17 protein-coding genes are annotated in these 15,840 nt (G+C 72.8%); 8 read left to right on the forward strand and 9 right to left on the reverse strand.

The window, feature by feature from the left end:
* Positions 1–131: 131 nt before the first annotated feature.
* The gene (locus D9753_RS17040; RefSeq protein WP_121787782.1) at positions 132–1,235 is read right to left on the reverse strand and encodes a 3-dehydroquinate synthase family protein; all 1,104 of its coding nucleotides are present in this window, start codon (positions 1,233–1,235) and stop codon (positions 132–134) included.
* Between the two features lie 201 nt (positions 1,236–1,436).
* On the opposite strand from D9753_RS17040, the gene D9753_RS17045 reads away from it, so the two are divergent.
* Complete coding sequence (locus tag D9753_RS17045; RefSeq protein WP_240468200.1) at positions 1,437–2,630, forward strand: radical SAM protein; 1,194 nt, start codon at positions 1,437–1,439, stop codon at positions 2,628–2,630.
* Here D9753_RS17045 and D9753_RS17050 read toward each other — a convergent pair.
* The 4 genes from D9753_RS17050 to D9753_RS17065 form a co-directional block, all read right to left on the reverse strand.
* A complete protein-coding gene (locus tag D9753_RS17050) occupies positions 2,591–3,541 on the reverse strand; it encodes a Gfo/Idh/MocA family protein (RefSeq protein WP_121787783.1) in 951 nt (316 codons plus the stop codon). The genes D9753_RS17045 and D9753_RS17050 overlap by 40 nt on opposite strands.
* Complete coding sequence (locus tag D9753_RS17055) at positions 3,538–5,292, reverse strand: B12-binding domain-containing radical SAM protein (RefSeq protein ID WP_121787784.1); 1,755 nt, start codon at positions 5,290–5,292, stop codon at positions 3,538–3,540. Before D9753_RS17055 ends, D9753_RS17050 begins: the two co-directional genes overlap by 4 nt.
* 99 nt (positions 5,293–5,391) lie before the next feature.
* Positions 5,392–6,138 (reverse strand): 4'-phosphopantetheinyl transferase family protein, encoded by a 747-nt coding sequence (locus tag D9753_RS17060; RefSeq protein ID WP_121787785.1) that lies wholly within the window; start codon positions 6,136–6,138, stop codon positions 5,392–5,394.
* Positions 6,135–6,770: a helix-turn-helix domain-containing protein gene (locus D9753_RS17065; protein ID WP_121787786.1), complete on the reverse strand. Its 636-nt coding sequence runs from the start codon at positions 6,768–6,770 to the stop codon at positions 6,135–6,137. Before D9753_RS17065 ends, D9753_RS17060 begins: the two co-directional genes overlap by 4 nt.
* Before the next feature lie 122 nt (positions 6,771–6,892).
* Between D9753_RS17065 and D9753_RS17070 the strand changes: the two genes are divergently transcribed.
* Positions 6,893–7,984, forward strand: coding sequence for a PIG-L deacetylase family protein (locus tag D9753_RS17070; protein WP_163010724.1), 1,092 nt, complete (start codon positions 6,893–6,895; stop codon positions 7,982–7,984).
* A gap of 1 nt (position 7,985) precedes the next feature.
* Complete coding sequence (locus tag D9753_RS17075; RefSeq protein WP_121787788.1) at positions 7,986–8,681, forward strand: alpha/beta fold hydrolase; 696 nt, start codon at positions 7,986–7,988, stop codon at positions 8,679–8,681.
* 46 nt (positions 8,682–8,727) lie between these two features.
* Here the strand turns inward: D9753_RS17075 and D9753_RS17080 are convergent, their stop codons facing one another.
* Both D9753_RS17080 and D9753_RS17085 read right to left on the reverse strand, forming a co-directional pair.
* The gene (locus tag D9753_RS17080; protein WP_121787789.1) at positions 8,728–8,922 is read right to left on the reverse strand and encodes a DUF3073 family protein; all 195 of its coding nucleotides are present in this window, start codon (positions 8,920–8,922) and stop codon (positions 8,728–8,730) included.
* A 165-nt stretch (positions 8,923–9,087) separates the two neighbouring features.
* Positions 9,088–9,468, reverse strand: coding sequence for an S-adenosylmethionine decarboxylase family protein (locus D9753_RS17085; RefSeq protein ID WP_121791121.1), 381 nt, complete (start codon positions 9,466–9,468; stop codon positions 9,088–9,090).
* Between the two features lie 256 nt (positions 9,469–9,724).
* Here D9753_RS17085 and D9753_RS17090 point away from each other — a divergent pair, with 256 nt between their 5' ends.
* The 5 genes from D9753_RS17090 (at position 9,725) to D9753_RS17110 (ending at position 14,857) form a co-directional block, all read left to right on the forward strand.
* Entirely contained in the window at positions 9,725–10,720 is a 996-nt protein-coding gene (locus tag D9753_RS17090; protein ID WP_163010725.1) for a BtrH N-terminal domain-containing protein, read from the forward strand.
* A 55-nt stretch (positions 10,721–10,775) separates the two neighbouring features.
* A complete protein-coding gene (locus D9753_RS17095) occupies positions 10,776–12,761 on the forward strand; it encodes a GNAT family N-acetyltransferase (protein ID WP_240468201.1) in 1,986 nt (661 codons plus the stop codon).
* Entirely contained in the window at positions 12,748–13,812 is a 1,065-nt protein-coding gene (locus tag D9753_RS17100) for an FkbH-like protein (RefSeq protein WP_121787792.1), read from the forward strand. Before D9753_RS17095 ends, D9753_RS17100 begins: the two co-directional genes overlap by 14 nt.
* Positions 13,809–14,111, forward strand: coding sequence for an acyl carrier protein (locus D9753_RS17105; protein ID WP_121787793.1), 303 nt, complete (start codon positions 13,809–13,811; stop codon positions 14,109–14,111). Before D9753_RS17100 ends, D9753_RS17105 begins: the two co-directional genes overlap by 4 nt.
* A gap of 116 nt (positions 14,112–14,227) precedes the next feature.
* Positions 14,228–14,857, forward strand: coding sequence for a hypothetical protein (locus D9753_RS17110; protein WP_121791122.1), 630 nt, complete (start codon positions 14,228–14,230; stop codon positions 14,855–14,857).
* Positions 14,858–14,878: 21 nt separating this feature from the next.
* On the opposite strand, the gene D9753_RS17115 is transcribed toward D9753_RS17110, so the two are convergent.
* Together D9753_RS17115 and D9753_RS17120 are read right to left on the reverse strand one after the other, a co-directional pair.
* Positions 14,879–15,526 (reverse strand): hypothetical protein, encoded by a 648-nt coding sequence (locus D9753_RS17115; protein ID WP_121791123.1) that lies wholly within the window; start codon positions 15,524–15,526, stop codon positions 14,879–14,881.
* A complete protein-coding gene (locus tag D9753_RS17120) occupies positions 15,523–15,840 on the reverse strand; it encodes a hypothetical protein (protein WP_121787794.1) in 318 nt (105 codons plus the stop codon). Before D9753_RS17120 ends, D9753_RS17115 begins: the two co-directional genes overlap by 4 nt.

Consider the following 15,840-nt stretch of genomic DNA (forward strand, 5'->3'; position numbering starts at 1 on the left):
GGTCTCCGCCTGTCAGCGGGCCGTGGACGGCCGACCGAAAAGCGGTTCGCGCGGGACGAGCCGTACGCACCACGGAGCGTGCCTGTTCCGCACGGGTCGGCCCGGTGCCGTCGGGTGGGACACGGCCACCCTCAGGCGGGGTCCGGCCGGGCCCCGGCGGTGGGTTCGGGGCCGGTGGGCATGGCGGCGAGGGCGGAGCGGACCACCGACTCCGGTACGGAGTGCACCAGTTCGGCGCCGTCCGGCCCGTCGAGGACGAACGTCAGCGCACCGTCCGCGGTGTCCAGGCCCTTCTTGTCCCGCCGCATCAGCGAGACGAGCGTCTGCGCGCAGACCCCGGACGGCAGCCAGGTCGGCAGGCCGAAGTGCGCCACGATCTCCTGGTGTTCGGCCACCCGCCGGTCGTCGACGCGGCCCAGCGCCCCGGCCAGGCGGCCGGCGAAGACGGTGCCGGCGGCGACCGCCTCGCCGTGCCGCCAGGCGTAGTCCGTGGCCCGCTCGATCGCGTGGCCCAGCGTGTGACCGTAGTTGAGGATGTGCCGCAGCCCCTGGTCACGTTCGTCCCGGGCGACGACGGCGGCCTTCAGGGCCACGCCGGCCGCGATCTGCTCGTGCAGCGGCAGTCCACGCAGGTCGCCCGCGCCGATGAAGGCGCACCGGGCGATCTCGCCGTAGCCGGAGAGCATGTCGCGGGGCGACAGGGTGGCGAGGTGGTCCGTGTCGCACAGGACGGCGGCGGGCTGCCAGTAGGTGCCGACCAGGTTCTTGCCCTCGGGAAGGTTGACCGCGGTCTTGCCGCCGACGCTCGCGTCGACCTGGGCGAGCAGGGTGGTCGGCACGTGGATCACGGGGACGCCCCGGTGGTACAGGGCCGCCGCCAGGCCCACCGTGTCGGTCACCGTACCGCCGCCGACCGCGACCACCGCGTCCGAGCGGGTCAGCCCGAACCGTACGAAGGCCCGGCAGTACTCCTCCACCGTGGCGAGGGTCTTGTCCCTCTCCCCGTCCCGGGCCCGTACGACGTGGCAGGGCACCCCGGGATCGGGCAGGTCCGCGTCGGGCAGGGCCGTCACCACCACCACGCGCCGCGCCCCGAGGTCCCGCACGACCGAGGGCAGCAGCCGGCGGGCTCCGGGGCCGATGTGCACCGCGTAGCCGTGGTCCCGCAGCGCCACCTCGATACGGCGTATGTCCCCCGCCGCGCCCGAATTCGCTGTCCCGGACGGTGTGTTCATCGTGATCCCCCGGCTCTCCCGCGTCGGGCGCACATGCTAACCCGCTGGTCCCGCGCGGCCGGTGGGCCACTGGTGCGGCCGTTGCGGTCCGGTTAGGGTTGCGGCACGCCGTCCCGTGGCCACCGACGCAGGCAGGAACCGCGTGCGACCCGATCGCCTGCCGGAGCGCACTCGTCCACCGCACCTTCTCCGGGGAATCTCATGCGCCTTAAGGAAAAGTTCCGCGCCGCGATGACCGCCATGGCGGCAGACGGCGACCGCCTGCCCTTCCTGGTGAACGACATGGTGATCGAGGAGCAGCTCTGCCATATGCGCTGCTCCTACTGCCTCACCGAGGAATACAACCTCCTCATGAACGTCCCGGACGCCCGGCTCCGGCTCACCACCGACCGGCGCCAGGACTGGCACGAGATACTCGACCTCTACCACGAACACGTGGACGCCCCCATTCTGCGGCTTTCCGGCGGTGAGTTCTTCTGGCTGAAGGGATCGACGGAATTCGTCGAGGAGGCGAGCCGCCGCTACGAGACGGTCCAGGTCATCACCAACGGCGTTTTCCTGAACGAGCGGCGCGTCGAGGCGCTGGCCGCCCTGGGCAACGTACAGCTCAACATCTCGCTGGACGGCCACACGCTGGAACTGAACCGGCATCGGCTGCCGCCCAAACAGGCCAAGCTGCACGACGTCATCATGCGCGGCCTCGACACCGCCGCGAAGGCCGGACTGAAGATCGACATCCAGTCCGTCCTCACCGACGCCAACTACCACGGGCAGCTTCAGTTCGCCGAGTTCCTGCGGGACCGGTACGCCGGCCGGGCCACCCTCTACTTCTTCCCGGTCCGCGGCGAGACCGCCGAGCGGATGGGCCCGCCGGCCGGCGACCACCTGGTGCCCCTGGTCGAGCGGTACGACGAGTTCAGCTCCGTGCTGCCGCCGCGGGCCTATGTCGAGCACATGGCCGACCAGCTACGCACCAACGTGCGCACCATGGGCTGCTTCGTCACCGCGACGATGGCCCAGTTGTTCGGCCAGGGCGAGGTGTCGGCCTGCCCGCACGCCTGGGTCAAGCCGATGGGCAACCTGGCGGAGAACCGTACGCTCCTGCTCGATCAGTACGGCTCCCACCAGCACTACGACCTGTTCATGCACGACCGGCCGCGCTTCGCCTTCTGCAAGACGTGCGCGACGCCGTCGGACGTGATCAACCTCTACTTCCTGGACCGTGTCACCGACGAGGAGATCGGCCGCACCCACCTGTACTCGGGCGAGCGCTCACAGGCCCGGCTGCGCATGATGAAGCAGGCGTTCCGGCCCGTGATCAGCGGCGACGGCGGCCCGGAGGCGGGCGCGGCCCGTCAGACGGTCAGCCCCTCCACGCACACCGAGACGGCGTAGAGCCGCGCGATCAGCTCCTGCACCGCCAGCGCCTCGGCGGCCGGTACCGTCCGGCCGCCGGCCCGGCCCGTGACCGCGTCCAGGAAGCCGCGGATCGCGGCCAGCTCCGGCTGCCGTTCGCTCGCCGTGACCACTCCGGCGGCGCCGCGGACCTCCCCCCGCTTCAGGTCGAGCACCACGCTCTCCCCGTCGGCGCCGACCGCCTCGACACCCAGCCCGAGGGTCCGGCTCGCCCGGTCGATCCGCACGGTCGCCGGCCCCGCGGGCAGCTTCACCTCGGCGACCACCCGCTCCTCCGCGCCCTGCCGGTCCACCCGGCAGCCGACCGCCTCCGCCGGCCCGCCGAACACCGCGCCCAGCAGGTCCAGCGCGTGCGCGCCGAGGTCCAGCAGCGCCCCGCCACCGGCCCGTCGCGGGTCGCCGTACCAGTTCGTCACCGGACGCCACAGGCGCTGACCGGCCGTGGTGAAGGTCAGGGTGACCTCGTGCAGGTCGCCGGGGAGCGCGTCGCGGAAGACCGGCACCAGCTCGTGGAAGCGGTAGGGCAGGTTGACCGACAGCCGGCCGGCGAAATCGGCCGCGGCCAGCCGCCGGGCCTCGTCGAGGTCCGCGGCGAGCGGCTTCTCGCACAGGACGTGGGCCCCGGCGGCCAGGGCGGCCAGCACCGGCCCGGTGTGCGCGTCGTTCGGGGTGCACACGGCGACCACGTCGGGCCGGCCCGCGCCGAGGAACTCCGTCAGGTCGGTGGTGACCAGCACCCCGTCGGCGGCCGGACCGAGCACCTTGCGGGCGCCGGCCTCGTCCGCGTCGCACACGGCCACCAGCTCGACGTCCTCGTGCCGGGTCACCTCGGGCAGGTGGAACCGCTGGAAGACCCGGCCGCAGCCGACCACACCGTAACGCAGGGTCATCGCGCGGCCCCCGCTCCGACGGTCTCCGGCGCGCGGACGGCGTCCACGCGGCCCTTGAACTCGGCGAACGGCACTCCCAGGTGCTCGCCGTCGTACTCCGCCACGACCGCGCGCAGCTCCGCGTCGAGGCGCTCGGCGAGATCCGGCGGGTCCGTCTCCGCCAGCACCAGACCGAAGTTGACGAACGTCAGGAACAGCTCGGGCAGTCCGTTGCGCCAGGCCCGCAGCCGGCTCAGCAGGGCACGCGGGCCGTCCTCGGCGGTGGCCGCCGGCGTGCCGCGCAGCCGGCGGGCGGCCACGGCGAGGTCCTGGGCGAGGAAGGGAAGGACGTTCTCCTTCCAGTCGCTGATCTCCTCGCCGATCGCGCTCCACGCCCCCCACAGCGCCTCCACCCGTGGGTCGGGCACGCGGTAGTCACGGCGGGCCGTGCGCAGGATGTCGAAGGCGTCGCCCTCCTTGCCGGCGATGTCCGCCGGGGCCAGCGGCTCCTCGATCCGGTCGTACATCTCCGTGCCGCGCAGGGCGATGGCGCGGTTGACGAGGAAGAACGGGTTGTCGGTCTCGTGGATGCGGGCCGCCACGATGAAGCCCAGGTTCTCCCACAGTTCGTCCAGGGAGGTCTTGGGCTCGATCATGATCCAGCCGGGGTCGAGGCCGAGGCCCTCGCGCTTGAACATCCGGGCCGCGTCGAGGTTGTACGCGACGGTCGTGCCTTTCTTGAACCGCCGCAGCATGCCGGGCGATCCCGACTCGATGCCCAGCAGCGCCGAGGCGAGCCCGGCCCGGCGCAGCAGTCCGAGCGCCTCGTGGTCGATCAGTCCGGAGTCCACCCGGAACTCGCAGTGGAACTGGAACTTCAGCCCGCGCCGCAGCACTTCCTCGGCGAACTCCACGGCGTGCGCGAAGCCGTCGCTGAACGCGCCGCCGAAGTTGTCGTCGTTGAACCAGATGAAGCGGGTGCCGAACTCCCGTTGCAGGTACTCGATCTCGTCGACCACGTCACCGGGCGGGCGCAGCCGCCAGAAGCCGTCGACGACTCCGGGCTGGCGCGGGGCGTAGCAGAAGGTGCACTTGGCGTGGCAGCCGCGGCTGGTGAACGTGGAGGCCACGGGGGTCGCGATACCGGCCGCCCGGTGGGTCTCAAGGACGTCCCGGGCCGGCCAGACCAGGTGGGCGAGGTCCGGCAGGACCGGCATGCCGCTGGTGCGTACCCGGTCGCCGTCGCGGTAGTAGATCCCGGGTGTCTCGCGCCAGTCGGTGCCCGCCGTCAGCCGGTCCACCAGGCCGACGACCGTCAGCTCGCCCTCACCGAAGGCGACACAGTCGGCCTCGGGCACCCGCTCGGCGATGAGCTTGGCGTTGTAGGTGCAGAAGGCGCCGCCGATGGCTATGAACACGCCGGGGTCGGCGGCGCGGGCGCACCTGATGAGCCGGATGGCGTCGATGATGTGCAGGTCGTACATGATGCTGATGCCCACGAAGCGGGGTTTCTCGCGGCGGATCAGCTCGATGACCGCCTCGTCGCTGGGCGCGCGGCCGTGCAGGTTCAGCGAGGTGACGGTGTGTCCGGCGTGTCGCAGGTACCCCGTGATGCAGGCGAGCCCCAGGTTCTCCCGCACCTTCTCGTAGAAGGCGCGCAGGGCCGGGTCCAGCCGGACGTACTCCTCGTCGGTGATCGCCACGTTCTGGTTGTTCAGACTGGCACTGCCTGTGTTGATCTCCCGCGGAGTCAACAGAACGACATCGGTCATCTCGGTCCGGTCCTTCCCCGCGCCTGAGGCTGGGCAGATGTGGATCGTACACACGTGGCAGCCGCCGCCCCCACCTTCGCACCGCCGGGTGGCGGGCTGCTAGTCCGCCCCCAACAGCAGTGCGTGCGCGTCCTCTTGGGTGATCAGGGGTCGTGCACCGCCGGTCACGCACACGGTCGCGGGATGCCCTTCCTCCACGACGAGGTCCGCCAGCCGCAGGTCCGGCACGAGTGCGGGCCGGTCCTGCCACCGCTCGACCCGGGCCGGGCCGCCGGGCGATGACACCTCCAGGCGGCGCAGTGGCAGCCGCAGTCCGGTGCCCAGGGCCTTGAGCACCGCCTCCTTGCGGGTCCAGTACCGCAGCAGGGCGGCGGTCCGGTCGGCGGGCTCCAGGGCGTGCAGCACGGCGAGTTCGGCCGCGGACAGGACGCGTGGCGCCACCAGGTCCACGTCGGGCGGGTCGTCGGCCCGCTCCACGTCCAGCCCGATGTCCGCGCCCCGGCACACGGCCAGGCCCACGGTGGGCCCGCTGTGGCTGACCGAGAAGCGCAGGCCGTCCGGCGGGTCCGCCGCCGGGTCCAGGGCGGGCTTGCCGTGCGGGCCGCCGCAGCGCGGGCAGACCCGGCGCAGCGGCACCCGGGCGGCCGGCATGCCGAGGAGGCGGCCGAGCACCAGCCGGCTCAGCGCGCAGCCGACCAGGAACTGCTGCCGGCCCAGCGGGTCGACGGTCGCCTCGTAGCGGGCGGTCTCCACCGGGTCGAGCAGTCGGCGCAGTCGCGGCCGGTCGCCGGACAGCCGGGCCCACCACACCTGGACGGGCCGCGTGGCGTCCTGGGCGCCGGTCACCGGGGGGCGGCGGTCGTGGTGCGCACCTCGCCGACCAGCCGGAACCCCATGTGCGGCACCTTCAGGATCTGGGCGCCCGATCCGATCTCCCGGAACCGCGCGCGCAGGGCCTCCACCAGGTCGCGGGGGTCCTCACCGGTGAGCCGCAGCAGTTCGGGCCGGGCGACGATGCGCGCGGACCGGTCGGCGAGCGCGCGCAGGGCCTTCGCCTCCGCCCCGGTCAGCCGCACGGAGGCGGACGGCGTGGCGAGGAGCCCCGAGTCGTCGAGGTCCAGCACCTGGGTGGCGGTGGGCGCGGCGACGTCCCGCAGATAGGTCAGGAAGGAGCGCAGCCGCTCCTCGCGCAGGGGGGAGGCCATCAGGAAGCTCGACCCCGCCCGTACGGCCCGCAGGGTGCCGGCGGCGTCCGGGGCGCTCTGCACCGTGACGACGTAGGCGCCGTCGCGGGTGATCTCCCGCGGGTCGGCGGGCCCGTGTGCGCCGGTGAACGCGACCAGCAGGTCGTCGCGGCGGTGACCGGCCGGGCCGCCGGCGTCCACGGCCGGTGCCTCCAGGGGGAGTCCCGCCTGCTCGCAGGCCTCCTCCAGAGCGGAGAGGTCGGCCGGTTCGAGCCCCCAGGACAGTACGTACATGTGTCAGCCCTTCACCGTGTCCGAGGTCCGTCCCGAAGGCCTCGCGAGCCTTCCGGGACCCTTTCCGCCGGGTGTGCTTCTCCCATAGTTCCATGATCGGACGGTGCTTTACACTGCTCGGCATGCCGCAGCGCCCTGCCACACCGCCGTCCCGGCGGTCGACGAAGGCACTCGCACCGTCCGACCGGCCAACGGGCCTGCCGCACCTTGTTCTTGACGGCGCGTCGGTGCGCTTCCTGGGCGAGCCGGTCGACACCGGTCTGTTCCCCGCGGACGGCGCGCGGCTGTGGCGCGCGTGCGACGGAACGCGTCCGCTGTCGTCCTTCGACGCCGGGGACCAGGAGCTGATCACCCGCTGGTACGGGGCCGGCCTGCTGGTCGTCGCGCCGGCGGCGCCCCTACGGCCCGCGGCTCCCGGCCTCCCCCCGGTCATCGTCTCCCCGCACCCCGACGACGCCCAACTGGCCCTGGGCGGGCTGCTGCACCGGTCCGGCGGACGCGTGGTGGACGTGTTCTCGCACGAGACGTGGACCCGGCGGCCCTACTACCAGGAACGGCCCGAGCTGGCCTCCCGGACGCTGATCGAGGAGGAGCGCGTCGCCTGCCGGGTGCTGGACACCTCGCTGACCCTGCTCGGACATGTCGACGGTGAGGCCCGGGCGGCCTGGGCCGACGGCTTCCTCCTCCAGGACGACGCGGCGGCCCGGGTGCGTGCCGCGGAGCCCGAGCTGCTGGACCGGGTCACCGCGGACCTCGCCCGGGAACTGGCCGGCGAGCATCTGGTGCTCGTGCCGCTCGCGGTGGGCGGCCATGTCGACCACGTCCTGGCCCGGGAGGCGGTCCGCCGGCTCGTGACCGAGGGGGAACTGGCCGCGGAACGCGTGGCGTTCTACGAGGACATGCCGTACTCGCTCTTCGCCGACCCGGGGACGGCGTCGGCGCGGCTGTCCGTGGAGTGGGACGGACCTTTGGCCCCCGTGCCCGTGCCCCTGGACGAGCGGGCGGTCGAGGCGAAGCAGGAGGCGCTGTGGCCGTACCGGCTCCAGGTCCTGGAGGCGACCAGCCGCCGGATCGTCCGGTACGGCAAGAACCTCGCGGCCCGGCTGCCGGAGGCGGAGCCGGCCGCGTCCGTGGAACGCCTGTGGGCGCCGGCGGCCGCCCTGGACGCGGTGCGCCGGCTCGCACAGACGGTTTCCGGCCGGGCAGCGCGCTGAGATGCGGCTGCACACCCGGCGGTGGGGTGCGGGCGCCCGGACCGCGGTGCTGGTGCACGGCATCATGGCGGACCACCGCACCTGGGATCCGCTGGTACCGGTGCTGACCGGGCACGGCTACCGGGTCGTCGCCGTCGACCTGCGCGGTCACGGCCGCAGCCCGCGCGGGTCCTACTCCCCGGAGGACTTCGCCGACGACCTGGTGGACACGCTGGACGCGGGTCCCGAGCTGATGCTCGGTCACTCGCTGGGCGCCCTGGCGCTGGCGCTCGCGGTGGGACGGCTGAGGCCCGGCCGGGCCGTGTACTCGGAGCCCGCCTGGCGGCTCGGCGGACCCGACGGCACCCTGGACCCGGCGGCCTTCGCGGCGTTCAAGCGCGTTCCCCGGCTGCTGATGAACACGTTCCGGCCGGAGTGGGACGAGGACCGGGTCGCGGCCGAACTGGCGGCGCTCACGGCGTGGGACGAGTCATCGGCCCACGCGCTCTCCGCGTACCGGCGCGTCGATCACACCCCGGACCGGCCGCTGGTGCCCTCACTGGTCCAGGCGGCCGACCCCAGCTCGCTCATCAGCCCACCGCACCGACGGGAGTTGCGGGACCGGGGTTTCGCGGTGCGCACGCTGCCGGACGTCGGCCACTCCCCCCACCGCGATCACTTCGACGCGTTCGTGGAGTCACTGGAGGGCTGGCTGTAGACGAGAGGGTGCCGGGCGTCCGGGACGGGAAGGAGGCGCGGGGAGGTCACTGCGGGTCGAGCGGACGTTCCCGTTCGTCGGTGTCGTCCTCGTCGATCAGGATGTCCGCCGAAGCAGGGCGTGGGTCGTCGTCAGCGGACGCCAGTTCCTGCTGGAGTGCCCTGAGATCGGTGCTGGGAGCGCGATATTTGAGTTCGCGAGCGATTTTGGCCTGCTTCGCACGTGCGCGACCGCGTCCCATGATCCATCTCCTCACAGATGCCCGGACACAGGGGCCCGTACGTCATCCCCGCGACCGATACTCCCTAGACACCACACCATGCTAGCTCAGTCGGCCTGTTCCCAGCAGACAGGCCGGAGCCCCGGGCCGGTGGTCCGGACCCGGTACCTGCCGACGACCGAGTGCTCAGTGCACGGCCCGGAGCATCCGGGTCACGTTGATCCTGGTCGGGGAGAGCCCGAGTTCGACGCTCTGCATCATGCGCTCGCCGTTCAGCCGGCCGTAGGCGAGCAGATCGACGTTGGCAAGGCTGAATTCCGGCCAGGTGTGAATGCTCAGATGCGACGCGGAAAGCAGAAGAATCGCGGTCACGGCGCCGTTGGGGAAGACATGCGACGCCTCCCCGAGAACCTTGGCGTTGCCCTTGTCCGCGGCGTCGCGCAGCACCTTCAGAAGGCGCTGCTCATCGGTCAGAATGCTGTGATCGCTCACCCATACGTCGACCGCGTAGGAGCACAGGTCGTCGACGTCTATACCTTCGGTGGCGAGTTCCGCGGGATTACTCATGGCGCTCCGGGAAGCGCGCGCCTGAGCCGCTTCCCGCATCTCCTCTCCAGGGGATTCACCGCGCGGATTCACCCACGCGGATTCACAACGATCACGGTGACCGGATCGGGGCCTTGACATCCCGACTGCCGACACTTAGCCACACCAGGCTAGCACGCAGGGTAACCTACCGCAGCGCGCTGCGGTGGCCTGCGGTTCCGTCCGCCGCGGCGCCCGCCGAAGTCTTGTTGGCCGGCCAGCGGAGGGGTGCATTTTCTTGGTAAGGCCGTCGGGGGACGACCCGGATTTCACCGCGCTGGATTGCATTGCCGCCACGTTCGGCACGATAACGGCCTGGCTCGGGCGCGATCCCGCCGTACTGGGCGACGACTGGGGCTACCGGGAGCGGCCGCTCAGCGGCTCGGAATGGCCCCTGGAGGACGTGGCGACCCGCCGGCGGACGGCGGAGGACGTCCTGGCCGGCTGGTACGGCCTGACGTCGCGCCAGATCGTGCACGACGGACCGCGGGAGGTCGGACGGTACCTCGGCGAACGACTGGGCGAGGGCACCCCCGTCATCGTGTTCGTCGACGCCTTCCACCTGCCCTACACCGCGCAGTACCGGCAGCAGCACCACTGTCACCGGGTGGTGCTGCGCGCCACCGCGGACGACGGCTACGAGGTGGTGGACCGCTACCGGGGCTCGCTCCACGAGGGCACCCTGGACAGCCGGACCCTGCTGGCGGCGGTGTCCGCGCCGGAACTGGCGGACGGCCACCGGGGCGACCCGGACTGGCGGCACCGCACCATCGTCGTCACACCATTGCCCGGCCCCGTCACCGCCCCCGCCGCCGACCGCTTCCGCGCATCGATCGCGCGGACCGCCACCGCCTACGCGGCCGGGGCCGGCGAGACGGGCCTGCTGCGCCGGAGCGCGCGCCGGCTGCGGGAGGCGCCGGAGGGGTTCGCCGCGCCCACGCCGGTGGGAATGATCTCGATCAGCGCCTGGTTCGGCGAGCTGGCCAGCCAGCGGGCGCTGAACGCGCGCTTCCTGCGGCTGGCGGCGACGGTCTGCGGGATGCCGGCGCTGCACGAGGCCGCCGTCACGGCGGACGCGCTCGCCCGGCAGTGGGAGACCATTCGCAACTATTTCTTTCTCCGGATACGAAAAGGCGCTCCGGCCGTGATCCGCACAGCCGAAATGCTCGACGATATCGCGGACCAGGAAAAAAGCTGGAACAGCCGTTTTCTGGAATTGCTGGAACGCCCTTAGACACCTGGCATCGCACTTTGCCGGGCCCGTATACTGGCACGAACATTCTCACCCCATGTGGAGCAGCATTGTGACGAACGCCCGCGGACGACACCGCCGTCTCAGCGCCGACCGAGTGCTCAATGACGTCGCGGACGCCGTCAGGCTCCAGGAGGGGCCTCCGGGTGTGCGGTCGATCCTGCGTGCCATCCGCCGGCTGGCTCCGGCCTCCACCAAGGACATCAGCCGGGCGGTCGGGCTTCCCGTGCCGATCGTGGCGGCCGTGGGGAACGAACTGCGCAGCCGCGGGCTGATCACCCACGAGCGGCCGTCGCAGCTCACCCCGGCCGGCCGGGCCGTCGTCACCGAGCTGGGCATGGATCTCACCCTGGACGCCACCTGCCACACCTGTGACGGGCGGGAACTGGTGATCCCGGAGGTGCTGGAGGAAGCCGTCGCCCGGCTGGACGCCGTCATGGGGGACGGCCCGGCCGCCGACATGACGCTCGACCAGTCCAAGTGCACCTCCGAGACCAAGGTGCGGCGGGTCCTGGCGCTGCTGTCGGCCGGCACGCTGCCCGGCGGCTCGCTGCTCCTGATCGGCGACGACGACCTGATCTCGCTGGCGGTCGCCGTGGTGGGGGACGTGCTCGGCGCGCCGCTCGTCGACCAGGTGACGGTGGTCGACATCTCGCCCGACATCCTCGGTTACATCGAGCGGGTGTCGGCGGATCTCGGTACCCGCATAGAGACGGTGCAGCACGATCTGCGGAATCCGCTGCCGGAAGGACTGCACCGTCAGTTCGATGTCGCGATGACCGATCCGCCGTACACACCGGAGGGCGCCCGGCTGTTCCTCTCGCGTGCGGTGGAGGGACTTCGCCAGGGGCCGGCCCACAGCATCTTCTTCTCGTTCGGTGGAAAGAGCCCGGACGAAATGCTCCAGGTGCAGCGCGAAATCATGGAACTCGGTCTCGTCACCAACGGATACATCCGCAACTTCAACGAGTACGAGGGCAGCGGAATTCTCGGCGGTGTCGGATTCTTCCAGCATCTGCTGACCACGAGCGCGACCGCGCCCTCCCAGGAAGGCGGCTACCAGGGTCCCCTCTACACGGGTGACAAGCGCTCGCGGCAGCGGATGTACGAGTGCGTGGCCTGCGGTGAGATGGTCCGGGTCGGCGCGGGGGCGAAGTGGACCTCGGTCGGCGTGCTGCGCGCGGAGGGCTGTCCGAACTGCGGCAAGGGTCCCTTCCGTCCCGGCCCGCTGGTGCCCCTCGGAGCGGAGAACCAGCACCGGCAGCCGGAGGACCGGACCCGGCAACCGGCGGTCCCGGCCCCGGACACCGACGGCGGCCCGCGGCCCCGGAGCGCGCCGGGGCCCGTCGAGGAGGCCGCCGTACCGGAGGCAGCCGGGGAGGCCGCCGTACCGGGAACCGCCGAGGAGGCAGCCGCGCTGGAGGCCTTCGAGGAGCCGGCCCCGTCCGTCCTCGCCGACCGGACCTGGCGGCCCCCCACCCCGGACGAGCGTGCCCTGCTGGAGCAACGGGCGGCTCCCTACGTCACCCGGCAGGCCGGCGAGCACGACCTGCCGGTGATCGGGGCCTTCGAGGTCGACATCGCGCGTGTCTCCTTCGGCGGTGACGCCGTGGACGATCCCCTGCGGCACCGCACACGTCTGGCGCGCGCGATGGAGAAGTCCAGGGAAGGGATGTTCGTCGCGCACCGGCCGGGCGACCCGGCGATCGGCTGGCTGTGGGTCAGCATCAACCAGAACACGATGACCGGTGACCGGTACGCGAACTTCCGCTCGCTGGCCGTGGCCCCGGTGGAGCGCCGGGCCGAGATCGCGGAGCTGCTGATCTCCTCGGGGCTGGACTTCGCCGTACGGCACGGGCTCAGCGAGGTCGTCGGCCGGGTGCACGTCGCCAACGTGCCGATGCGCACCCTGTACCGGAAGTTCGGTTTCACCCCGACCAACCTGGTGATGAAGCTGCGCCTGCCCGCGGCGGACGACAGCCCGCCGGCCGTACGGCGGGATCCGAGCCATGCCGAGCGCTGACGGCGTCAAGTGCGTGGTGTGGGACCTGGACGGGACCCTGTGGGACGGCGTGGCGGTCGAGCGCGCCGACGGCGGGCTCCCGGAGGTCCGGCCCGACATGCTGGCGGCGGTCGACACGCTCGCCGGACACGGTGTGCTCAGCGGCATCGCCAGCCGCAGCGCCCCGGAGGTGCTGGAGCGCGTCACCCGTGACCCCCGGCTCGCCGCCCGCTTCCTGGCCCCGCGGGTCTCCTGGCAGGACAAGAGCCACGCCCTGCGCGCCATCGCCGCGGAGCTGGGTGTGGCCGTGGAGTCGCTGCTCCTGGTCGACGACTCCCCGTACGAGCGGGCCGAGGTGGAGGCCCTGCTGCCCGGGGTGCGCACGGCGGCCCCTCAGGACGTGCCCGCGCTGCTGGACGCCCTCGCCGGGCGGCCGGTCACCCCGGAGGCACGCGCGCGGGCCGGCCTGTACCGCACCGAGGAGGCCCGCCGCCGGGCGGGCGAGCGCTTCGCGGGCGGCAGGGAGGAGTTCCTGCGGTGGTGCGGGATGCGGATGGAGGCCGGTGCGGCGGGCGGTGCGGAGCTGCCGCGGGCACTGGAACTCGCCGAGCGCACCCACCGGCTGAACTCCTCCGGCCTGGACCGCGAGCAGGTCCGGGTCCTGGTCGAGCGGGGTGGACACCGGCTGTTCACAGCCCGTATGACCGACCGGTTCGGGGACTACGGCATCATCGGCACGGCGCTGGTTCGGCCCGGTCCCGCCGAGTGGTCGGTGCCGCTGTTCGCGCTGTCCTGCCGGATCGCCGGCCGGGGTGCCTCCGTGGCCTTCCTTCGCTGGCTGATGGAACAGGCCCGGTCGGCCGGCGCGGACACGTTCGCGCTGGATCTCAGGCCGACCGAGGCCAACACCGAGCTGCGGCTGCTGTTCCGCCAGGCCGGCCTGCGGGCCGGCGCCGACGGCGGCGGTCCGGCGCCGTCGACGGTGACGCTGTCCCGGACCCTTCATGGGGACCTGCCCCCCTGGCCCGCCTGGTTGCGGGTGCGTCCGCTGCCGATCGGAACGCCCTCATGACCGAAGACACCTCGCGCGCACGACGGACCCGGGTGGAGCGGGAGATCCGCGGGATGCTGGCCGACGCGACGCGTGCGGAGCGGGCCCGCGTCGAGCGGCTGCCCTCGGACACCAAGCTGTTCGGCGCCGAGCTCTCGTTGTCGTCGCTCGCCGGCGTGACCCTGCTGTCCGCCATCACCGACCGCTACGGCGTCGACGTGGCGGCCCAGGACCTGAGCCTGGAGTGCCTGGAGTCCATCTCCACACTGGTCGACTTCGTGGTACGGCACCTGCCCAGATCGCCCGAGAGCGGCGTGTGACCGTCCGGCCACCGGGGCCCCGGGCGGGCCGGAGATTGGGCACATGGTGTGCCGCGAGCGGGTACCCGGCGGGCGGACCGGCGGAGGTCACGTCTGCGGCCGGGAGGAAGCCGATGATGCGATTCGACGGCTGGATCGCCGGTCTCGGGACGGCGTCCGGCACCCGTGTGGTGCTGGGGCACTGGACGCGGTCGCCGTTCGGGCCGTTCAGTGACGTCATGGTCGAACGGGAGGACGGGCACCGGCAGCTACTCGCGCCCTCCCGGCGGATCGCGGACTTCATCGCCGGCACCTACCACTTCGACGACGTCGAGATCACGCCCGTCTCCGTGCGGGTCGAGGCGGCACGGTGGACGGTCGCGGCCGGCCCGCTGGACCTGTGCTTCACCGCGGGCCGGCGCGGTCTGCCGGGGCTGCTGCTGCGGGCCGTGCCCGCACCGCTCGCCGCCCGGCCGGCCTGGACGGCGGTGACGTACCTCCCCGCCCGGCTGCTGGGGGTGCGCACCCGCGGCAGCGCGGGCGGCGGGCGGCGCGAGTGGTACGGCGCGCTCGATCTCCGCCCGGTCGTGTCGGCCACCGTGCTCCGGGCCGGCCGGGACCTCGGACCGCTCGCGCCGGTCGTACCGCCCGTGCGGTTCGGGTTCGGTTCGGCCCCCCGCAGGCCCAGCCTCGTGCGGGTGACCACGACCGTGGCGACGCGGCGGCCGTCCCGTGCCGAGACCACCGTCACCGGTGAGGGAACCTGACGACCGGTCCCGGCGGGCGGTTCAGCACTTGTCCGTGGGGGCCACGCTCACCGCGTCGCGCTGCCAGGTCAGGTGGCGGACCGTCGCGGCACCCTTGCCGTTCGCGCCGCCCTGCCGGAGCCTGACCGTGACACCGCTGCCGTCGGCCGCCAGCAGTTCGCCGCACACCGTCTGCCCGCGGGTGTGCACCAGGACCGACCGCGCCGGCTCGTCGGGCCCCGGGGCCACCCAGGTGGCCAGGATCCCGAGCGCGGTGGCCGACACGCCGAGCACGGTCGCCCAGCGCGTGACCCGGATCCGCTTCGCGATCCGGTCCCGCTCCACCCGCTCCCAGTCCAGCAGCGCCACGGCATGGGCGTACGGCAGCCGGTCACCGGGCCGGCCGTGGGCGGCCGACACGGCGGCGAAGGCGGCGACGAGCAGCGCCACCAGCCCCGTCGCCACCAGCACGACGACCGTCAGCCGGTAACCGGCGGGCAGTTCGGCGACGTTCTCACGGCCCTTGAGGACCAGGACGGCGGCGAGCAGCCCGGTGGCGAGGGTGAGGAAGTTCCGCCAGCCCTCCGCCTGCGCCCGGGCGATCGCCACCTGGCCCTCCACCATCGCGTCCAGCCGCCCCTGGGCGCGCCGCAGTTCCAGGGGTGTGTACCTCCTCCCGGACGCCGTCACGCGCCGGCACCCGCCGGGCGGACCGCCGTCCACGCGGCGCCGCACCCCCCGGTCTCCTGCTCGTCCCCGGCGTGCGCCCGCAGGCACCGGCACTGCATGTACACCTCGTCCGGGACCGTCTCCTCCGCCGTGCGGCGGCGCCGGCCCATCGTCACCGCGCCGGGCATCACGTCCGGGACCGGGTGCACGGTCGGGCCGGCGCACGCCGGGCAGCCGCCGGAGATGACGAGCCGCCCACCGGAGAGGTCCCACACGAACCCGGCCCGCTGGTCCGGCAGATACACGGCCTCGTAGTCCTTCTCGACGTGCGGCAC

The sequence above is a fragment of the Streptomyces dangxiongensis genome (genome assembly GCF_003675325.1).
GTDB lineage: Bacteria > Actinomycetota > Actinomycetes > Streptomycetales > Streptomycetaceae > Streptomyces > Streptomyces dangxiongensis.

What these genes read in the sequence shown, in the direction of transcription:
- D9753_RS17100 (WP_121787792.1), top strand. Translation starts at nt 12,748, where the DNA reads ATGCCGAGCGCTGACGGCGTCAAGTGCGTGGTGTGGGACCTGGACGGG.
- D9753_RS17045 (WP_240468200.1), top strand. Translation starts at nt 1,437, where the DNA reads ATGCGCCTTAAGGAAAAGTTCCGCGCCGCGATGACCGCCATGGCGGCA.
- D9753_RS17095 (WP_240468201.1), top strand. Translation starts at nt 10,776, where the DNA reads ATGTGGAGCAGCATTGTGACGAACGCCCGCGGACGACACCGCCGTCTC.
- D9753_RS17110 (WP_121791122.1), top strand. Translation starts at nt 14,228, where the DNA reads ATGCGATTCGACGGCTGGATCGCCGGTCTCGGGACGGCGTCCGGCACC.
- D9753_RS17080 (WP_121787789.1), bottom strand. Translation starts at nt 8,922, where the DNA reads ATGGGACGCGGTCGCGCACGTGCGAAGCAGGCCAAAATCGCTCGCGAA.
- D9753_RS17085 (WP_121791121.1), bottom strand. Translation starts at nt 9,468, where the DNA reads ATGAGTAATCCCGCGGAACTCGCCACCGAAGGTATAGACGTCGACGAC.
- D9753_RS17055 (WP_121787784.1), bottom strand. Translation starts at nt 5,292, where the DNA reads ATGACCGATGTCGTTCTGTTGACTCCGCGGGAGATCAACACAGGCAGT.
- D9753_RS17065 (WP_121787786.1), bottom strand. Translation starts at nt 6,770, where the DNA reads ATGTACGTACTGTCCTGGGGGCTCGAACCGGCCGACCTCTCCGCTCTG.
- D9753_RS17075 (WP_121787788.1), top strand. Translation starts at nt 7,986, where the DNA reads ATGCGGCTGCACACCCGGCGGTGGGGTGCGGGCGCCCGGACCGCGGTG.
- D9753_RS17105 (WP_121787793.1), top strand. Translation starts at nt 13,809, where the DNA reads ATGACCGAAGACACCTCGCGCGCACGACGGACCCGGGTGGAGCGGGAG.
- D9753_RS17050 (WP_121787783.1), bottom strand. Translation starts at nt 3,541, where the DNA reads ATGACCCTGCGTTACGGTGTGGTCGGCTGCGGCCGGGTCTTCCAGCGG.
- D9753_RS17070 (WP_163010724.1), top strand. Translation starts at nt 6,893, where the DNA reads ATGCCGCAGCGCCCTGCCACACCGCCGTCCCGGCGGTCGACGAAGGCA.
- D9753_RS17040 (WP_121787782.1), bottom strand. Translation starts at nt 1,235, where the DNA reads ATGAACACACCGTCCGGGACAGCGAATTCGGGCGCGGCGGGGGACATA.